Source organism: Aurantiacibacter sediminis (assembly GCF_016019885.1).
GTDB lineage: Bacteria > Pseudomonadota > Alphaproteobacteria > Sphingomonadales > Sphingomonadaceae > Alteraurantiacibacter > Alteraurantiacibacter sediminis.
Genome location: NZ_JAEANY010000002.1, coordinates 775,275 through 782,057, shown reverse-complemented (window position 1 = coordinate 782,057; position 6,783 = coordinate 775,275). Strand labels below are relative to the sequence as shown.

At 58.5% G+C, this 6,783-nt stretch carries 6 protein-coding genes; 1 reads left to right on the top strand and 5 read right to left on the bottom strand.

Going from position 1 to position 6,783, the window contains the following annotated elements:
* From I5L03_RS09335 to I5L03_RS09315, 5 genes are all read right to left on the bottom strand, one after another.
* A partial coding sequence (locus I5L03_RS09335) for an outer membrane protein (protein ID WP_197921463.1) occupies positions 1–747 on the bottom strand: 747 nt, incomplete at its 3' end.
* A 123-nt stretch (positions 748–870) separates the two neighbouring features.
* Positions 871–1,950: a PA0069 family radical SAM protein gene (locus I5L03_RS09330; RefSeq protein WP_197921462.1), complete on the bottom strand. Its 1,080-nt coding sequence runs from the start codon at positions 1,948–1,950 to the stop codon at positions 871–873.
* A 74-nt stretch (positions 1,951–2,024) separates the two neighbouring features.
* Positions 2,025–2,552: a molybdenum cofactor biosynthesis protein B gene (gene moaB, locus I5L03_RS09325; RefSeq protein ID WP_197921461.1), complete on the bottom strand. Its 528-nt coding sequence runs from the start codon at positions 2,550–2,552 to the stop codon at positions 2,025–2,027.
* A complete protein-coding gene (locus tag I5L03_RS09320) occupies positions 2,552–4,321 on the bottom strand; it encodes a lytic transglycosylase domain-containing protein (RefSeq protein WP_197921460.1) in 1,770 nt (589 codons plus the stop codon). The genes moaB and I5L03_RS09320 overlap by 1 nt, the downstream gene beginning before the upstream one ends.
* A 1-nt stretch (position 4,322) precedes the next feature.
* Complete coding sequence (locus I5L03_RS09315; protein ID WP_197921459.1) at positions 4,323–5,051, bottom strand: uracil-DNA glycosylase family protein; 729 nt, start codon at positions 5,049–5,051, stop codon at positions 4,323–4,325.
* Between the two features lie 85 nt (positions 5,052–5,136).
* On the opposite strand from I5L03_RS09315, the gene I5L03_RS09310 reads away from it, so the two are divergent.
* The gene (locus I5L03_RS09310) at positions 5,137–6,783 is read left to right on the top strand and encodes an electron transfer flavoprotein-ubiquinone oxidoreductase (protein ID WP_197921526.1); all 1,647 of its coding nucleotides are present in this window, start codon (positions 5,137–5,139) and stop codon (positions 6,781–6,783) included.

Here is a 6,783-nt window from a genome sequence, read left to right as displayed (position 1 = left end):
TGGAGGAGGCGGCGGAGGCGGCGGCGGGGGCGGCGGAGGAGGCGGCGGTGCCGGCTCATCACCACCGAAGTTCAGGATGAACGAGCCCAGCAGCGAGTGCGAGGCAACGTCGGCATCGAAGGTACGGCCAACCGTATCGGTGTACTCAACGCCCGTTACCTTGTGGAAACGATAGCGCAGGGCAACGTCGATATTGTCGCTCAGCGGCGAATAGATCTGGCCGATCGCCTGCCATGCAAAGTTGACATCGTCGTCATCGAGGAAGCCCGGACCGGTCGAGAAGGTGCGAACGTCGCTGAAAGAAGCATTGGTGATGCCGACGCCGCCGCCGGCGGAAACGCCGATGCCGTCATTGCCACCGAAGTCGAGCAGGGCATTAAACATGCCGCTCCACTGCGAACCGCTGCCTCGCGCAGGGCTCTGGAAGCCGAATGCGAGGTTGGAGTCTGCATCCGAGGGAACACCGACGAGGAAAGCATCGACCGCATCCACATCGTATTCACGATAGGAGCCTTCGACTTCGAAGCGAAGCGGGCCGGCATCGTAGCCGAGCATCAGCGCGCCTTCGAAACCGTGATCCAGTTCAATGATGATCTCATCGAGGCCATTTTCACCGGTATCCAGATCGGTATCTTCCGGCGAGGTAACACCGAAACCGGCGCCGAAGTAGAATTCACCATCCCGCGCCGCAGCAGGCGTTGCAATGCACGCTGTCCCGGCGAGGAGGGCGATGGTAACTTTTTTCATCAGGTATTCCCCCAATTAACACGAATTACGAATCGATGCGCAGAAACTGCCAATCGAACCGGACTGACAATGCCACACACTTGCAAGGGGTGTTAACCCAAAACCGCATGTGAAGCTAATGTTTCACAACAGTTGTAGCTGTCCGTCCACACTTGGACGTCGAAAATTGCCGGTTTCGAGGTAAAAATTCTGTTTTTTCACATTGTTTTTGCGGCAGGCGACCCGGAACCGGGTGCGAAAAAGCTCCGCCCAGACGCCGCTCGGCCTCAAACGGCTGAAGAAGTGCGGGTCATTATCGCGCCCATTGCGGATGGATCGAACGATGCTCATCACCTTGGCCGCGCGATCGGGGAAATGCACATCCAGCCATTCGCGAAAAAGCGGCGCAACTTCATGTGGCAGCCGTAAGGGTATCCAGCCAATGCTGCCCACGCCTGCTGAAGCAGCCTCTTGAATGATCTCCTCCATGAAGCAGTCGGTGATAGCGGGAATGATGGGTGCTATCGAGCAATGCGTCGGAATGCCATTTTCCGCTAGTTGCCCAAGCGCGGCCATTCGCTTGTGGGGAGCGGCGGCGCGGGGTTCAAGCTTGCCCGATAGCGCAGGATCGAGACTGGTCACGGAAATCGCGACGGCGACAAGCTCCTGCTGCGCCATCTCCTTTAGAAGATCGAGATCCTGCAATACGCGATCGGATTTAGTTGTGATGGTCACCGGATGACGACATTCTAAGCAGATTTCCAGCAGTTGCCGCGTGATCCGATATCGCTTCTCTATCGGCTGATAGGGATCGGTGTTGGTCCCCATGGCAATCGGCTTGGGCACATATTTCGGTCGCGCAAGGGTCTCCCGCAACAGACGAGGCGCATCGGGCTTTGCGAATAGCTTTGTCTCGAAGTCCAGGCCAGGTGAGAGATCGTGATAGGCATGGGTGGGGCGCGCAAAGCAATAGACGCAGCCATGTTCGCAGCCACGATAGGCGTTGATTGAGCGATCGAAGAAAATGTCCGGTGATTGATTGAATGACAGGATGGTCTTCGGGTGCTCTTCAGTCACCTGCGTGCGCAATTTGACCGGCGGACCTTCGAGCTGCTCCATCGCATCGCGCCACTCGCCATCGACATTGCGCTGAGCCAGCCCGAAGCGATCGGGCACCACAGCCGACTGAGCTCCACGGCCTTTTATCTTCTCATGCTTGAGCATGGAACAGAAGTAGAACAAGCTCCCGACGGGAGCAAGTCCCTCACTCCGTTTGTGGTAACGTTCTTGGGTGTCGGCTAGCGCTCGTTCAGTCGCGGCATCAATTGCACGAAATTGCATGGCCGATTGCGACTATCGAGCTGCTCGCGCAAAATGCGATCCCAGCCATCTTTCACCGCGCCGTTCGAGCCGGGAAGGGCGAAGATGTAAGTGCTTCCAGCGAGTACAGCACAGGCACGAGACTGAATGGTGGACGTGCCGATCAGATCGAAGCTGATCCAGCGGAAAAGTTCTCCGAAACCCGGGATGTCCTTGTCCTTGACCATGTCGAAAGCCTCAGGAGTTACATCCCGGCCCGTCAGACCCGTTCCGCCTGTGGTTATCACGGCGTCTATATTCGGATCGTCGCTCCATTCGCGCAATTGTGCGGCAATCGCCTCGGCATCATCCTTGACGATCGTCCGCTCAGCAAGGTGATGCCCATCGCCTGCGATCCGTTCTGCTAGTATATCGCCCGATGTATCATTTTCCGGGCTGCGGGTATCGGAAACGGTTATCAGAGCGATCGAAACCGGCACGAATTCGCGCGTTTCATCGATCGCCATCAGCGCTGCCCGCTCGACATGTAAACGCGGCCATCGCTGCTTGTGCCATCAGAAAACATCGGCCAGTCATTCTGCACCAAGGCTCTGCGGGTGGGCGAAGGCGAGTTCGCCTGTCGCTCATACATCCAGTAATTGCGCATCACGATGGAAACGTAGCCGCGCGTCTCCCAATAGGGGATCGACTCCATATAAAGCAGAGGGTCGCCCTGATCGTTCACTTCGGACACCCAGCGCGTGATAGGAGACAGGCCGGCATTATAGGCCGCCATAATCTGCGGCAGCCGCCCTTGTGTCGCCGAGCTGCGCGCAACCATTTGCAAATTGCACTGGCCAAGCGCGAGATTCATGGACGGATCGAAGACGTTGATCGCGCTCGTCGACCGTCCGACGCATCCGGCATGTTGGCGGACAGTGGGCGGAGTGATTTGCATCAGGCCCTGCGCATTTGCCGGGCTGACGGCATCGGCGCGAAAAACCGACTCCTGCAAGGTGATCGCAAAGGCGAGTGCCGGATCGACTTGCCATCCATTGAAGGGAGCGATGCGCGGCGCTGGAAAATGCGATGCGGGATCGGCATCGGCGCCGCTTGGGGCATTGAGTGCCATGTAAATCTGCGTACGCGGAAAGCCGAGGGCGCGGGCCAATCGCGAAATCGGTGCATATTCATCCGGTGAGCCGATGCGTGCCTGATGAAGGAGGACTTGGCTTCCCAGGATATCCCGATCGATCTCAGTGAGTGCGACAGCGATGCGCACATTCTCGATATTGCCGATGGCGCGCCAATCGTCCTGACTGAGATCGGCGCTTTCGACCCGATCAGGCAATTCGCGGCCCAATTGCTCGGCTGCCAACATGCCGTAGAGTACCCGATCGTCGCCGGCCGCGTTGTTGAGCAATTGCGTGCTTAATTCAGGCTGGCGGCATCGCATGGCCGCGCGCGAACCCCAGAAAAGTGCGGCGGCGCGCAAGTTCGGGCTGTCTGCACCGGCAGCAGAGCGCTGGAAATAATCGAGCGCGGTCTGGCAATCACCGAGGCGCCAGGAGGCCAGCCCGGCAACCCAATCGCCCTCCGCAACCCAGGGTCCGGATCCCGCTCCCACAGTCTGCGCTATGGCCAGTGCTTCCGGGTCGCGATTTTCGATGTAATAGCTCCACGCAACGCGCTGGCGCCATTCGGCTCGTGCCGCAGGGCTCAGTGAAGCATCGACACCGTCCAGCAGCAAACGCGCTCCATCGGGATCATCATTGGAGATATGGCTGAGGATGGAGGTGCGAACATCGCCCGGCATTGTGCCGTCATTGATGGAGCGAGGACGGTAACGCCGCGGCATTTCACTGCGCCTGCTGAACGTCCGTACATAGGGCAAATCCGGTTCGCGTGCGAGACCGCGCGTGACGCCAAGTCGGCCCAATTGCTCTGCCTGTGGCAGATGCGCCCCGTCGTCCAGGACTTCGACGATTTCGGAAAGCTCGGCACGCGGGGAGCTCGCATGCAGGATGTATTCCGCACGGGCTACATCATGCAACAGGCCATCGGAGCGTTGATTAAAGAGGCTTTCCACTTCAGCCCACCGCTCGGCATCTATGGCGCGGAATAACTGTCCATAATACTCCCGCTCATCCGCGCTTAATTGCTGCGGCACCTGCGAATCCGCGATGCGCGCGCTGAAATATGTGCGTGTGTCTTGCGCCGCAGCGCCTGAAGCTGAAAGCGCCAACACGCTAGAAAGCGTGGCAAAAGTCGCCAACAAGACTTTGAAGGATTTCATCTTATGAGGTCCAGTAAAGCAGTCGTTTCCAAAGCCGCGTGCTTTGGCGTGGGTGGTCAAGCAATCGCTCGGGGGCGAAGGTGGCGAGAGCGGGGATCCCGCCGCAATCTGTAAATTCTTCCGGCAAAGCGGACGCATCATGGCCGAGCAGCATTGGCAACTTGTTTCCCATTACGAGCACCCGGCGCGGGGAGGCCAATGCGATATGGCGGTGTAGCACCTCGCCAAGCCCCAGCGCGCTGAAACTGTCCCAATCAGGAAGCGGCATATGCGAAGGAAGTGCGCTCGCGAAATAGGCGGCGCTTACATCGATCGAAAGGCTCTTCAAAATATTGCTGAGCAAAGCACCATCGCGGCCGCCGAAAAGCATGTCCGTGTCCTGCGCCTCCGGCATGGTGCTCAAGATCATCAGTTTCGCATTGACAGTCCCGCGTGGAGCAACTCGGGCGCCGCTTGCTGCGGGCAAAGGTGTCTCAGGCGATGTCCACCAGCTTTGAAAGGCTTCGAGATCGCCCGGAATATCAGCCACAGCAATCGCCGGAGCAAGCGGGGAGTCGCGGGTCTCATTTTCAGCGTTGGAAGGCTTCGTGACCTTCGGGCGCTCCGGCTCGGCTTCTGCCAGCCAATTCTGCGGTTCGTCCTCAAAATCACTATCGACCCCGGCATCGCGCCACCAGTCGAGCGCTGCCGCATAATCGTCTGCGAGGGATTTTTCTGCATGATTTTGCATATTCGGGCCAAAGGCGGTCTTGACCTGTGGCAGGGCGTCTATCAAGTCCCCTTGCAACGGAACTTCGGTAAAACGGGATGAAATGATGGTTGAACGGGAATCAATGCCCGTAGACGTGGTAATTGTCGGCGGCGGAGTGGCTGGTTTGGCTGCCGCGATCCGGCTGAAGCGGGTGAATGAAGAGCTTGAAGTCGTGGTCCTTGAAAAGGGCTCCGAAATCGGCGCGCATATCCTGTCTGGCGCGGTAGTCGATCCCAAGTCGCTGGACGAGCTTCTGCCCGAATGGCGGGACATGGACTGCCCGATGGCGGAAACGCCGGTCACAGACAATTGGCACTGGATGCTGTCCAAAGGCGGCAAGATGCCGATCCCGCACCTCGCCATGCCGCCCTTTATGTCGAACGATGGCTGTTATACCGGCTCGCTCGGTAATCTGACGCGCTGGCTGGGTGAACAGGCAGAAGCGCTCGGCGTCATGGTCTTCCCTGGTTTCCCGGCAGCAGAAGTGATCTTCAACGAAGATGGTTCGGTCGGCGGCGTAATCACGCAGGACATGGGCGTGGCCGCTGACGGCAGCCAAAAACCCGATTTCCAGCCCGGCATGGAGATCCAGGCCAAATATACGCTCTTCGCAGAGGGCGCGCGCGGCAATCTGACCAAGCTGATGAAAGAGCGCTTCGACTTGGAGGCAAATTGTCAGCCGCAGGTCTATGGCCTTGGCGTCAAGGAATTGTGGGACATCGATCCCGCCAAGCATGTGCCAGGCCGCGTGATCCACACCCAAGGCTGGCCGCTTAGCGAAAGCGATACGTGGGGCGGTGGGTTCCTCTATCATCAGGCGAACGGGCAGGTCGCAATTGGCTTCGTGACCGCGCTCGATTATAAGAACCCCTACGTCTCGCCATTTCAGGAATTCCAGCGGTGGAAGCACCATCCGGCGATCCAGGAATACCTCGAAGGCGGAACGCGTGTCGCTTATGGTGCGCGCGCCATCAACGAAGGTGGCTGGCAGAGCGTGCCGAAGCTTGCGTTCCCGGGCGGCGCGCTGATTGGTTGTGCGGCAGGCTTCGTGAACGTGCCGCGCATCAAGGGCAGCCATACTGCTATGAAAAGCGGAATGATCGCAGCCGAAAGCGTGGCCGAAGCCATCGCTGCCGAGCGTGAGCATGACGAAGTCGCCGATTACGAGGCCACTCTGCGCGAAAGCTGGATCGCCAAGGAGCTGAAGAAAGTACAGAATGCGCAGCCGATGGTCGCTAAATTCGGCGGCGATGTTGGAACTGTGCTTGCCGGCATTGACATGTGGATGCGCCAGCTCAAAATCGGTGTCGTTCCGGCGATGAAGCATCATCGCGATTACGAGGAACTGCAGCGAGCCGATCTGCACAAGCCGATCGACTATCCAAAGCCGGACGGCAAGATCAGCTTCGATAAGCTTACAAGCGTATCTTACAGCTTCACAAACCACGCTGAGGACCAGCCCAACCATCTGAAAGTGGCGGACTTGGAATTGCAGCGTGAAAGCGAGCTGGAAGTTTTCGGCGGGCCCTCAACGCGCTATTGCCCCGCCGGGGTCTATGAATGGGTGAAGGAAGAGGGCGCAGAACCCAAATTCGTGATCAACTCGCAGAATTGCGTCCACTGCAAGACCTGCGACATCAAGGATCCCAACCAGAACATCAACTGGACCACGCCCGAAGGCGGCGGCGGACCGAATTATCCGAATATGTAA

Coding starts and splice junctions, on each gene's coding strand:
- I5L03_RS09320 (WP_197921460.1), bottom strand. CDS start 4,321: ATGAAATCCTTCAAAGTCTTGTTGGCGACTTTTGCCACGCTTTCTAGC.
- moaB (WP_197921461.1), bottom strand. CDS start 2,552: ATGGCGATCGATGAAACGCGCGAATTCGTGCCGGTTTCGATCGCTCTG.
- I5L03_RS09310 (WP_197921526.1), top strand. CDS start 5,137: ATGGTTGAACGGGAATCAATGCCCGTAGACGTGGTAATTGTCGGCGGC.
- I5L03_RS09315 (WP_197921459.1), bottom strand. CDS start 5,051: ATGCAAAATCATGCAGAAAAATCCCTCGCAGACGATTATGCGGCAGCG.
- I5L03_RS09330 (WP_197921462.1), bottom strand. CDS start 1,950: ATGCTCAAGCATGAGAAGATAAAAGGCCGTGGAGCTCAGTCGGCTGTG.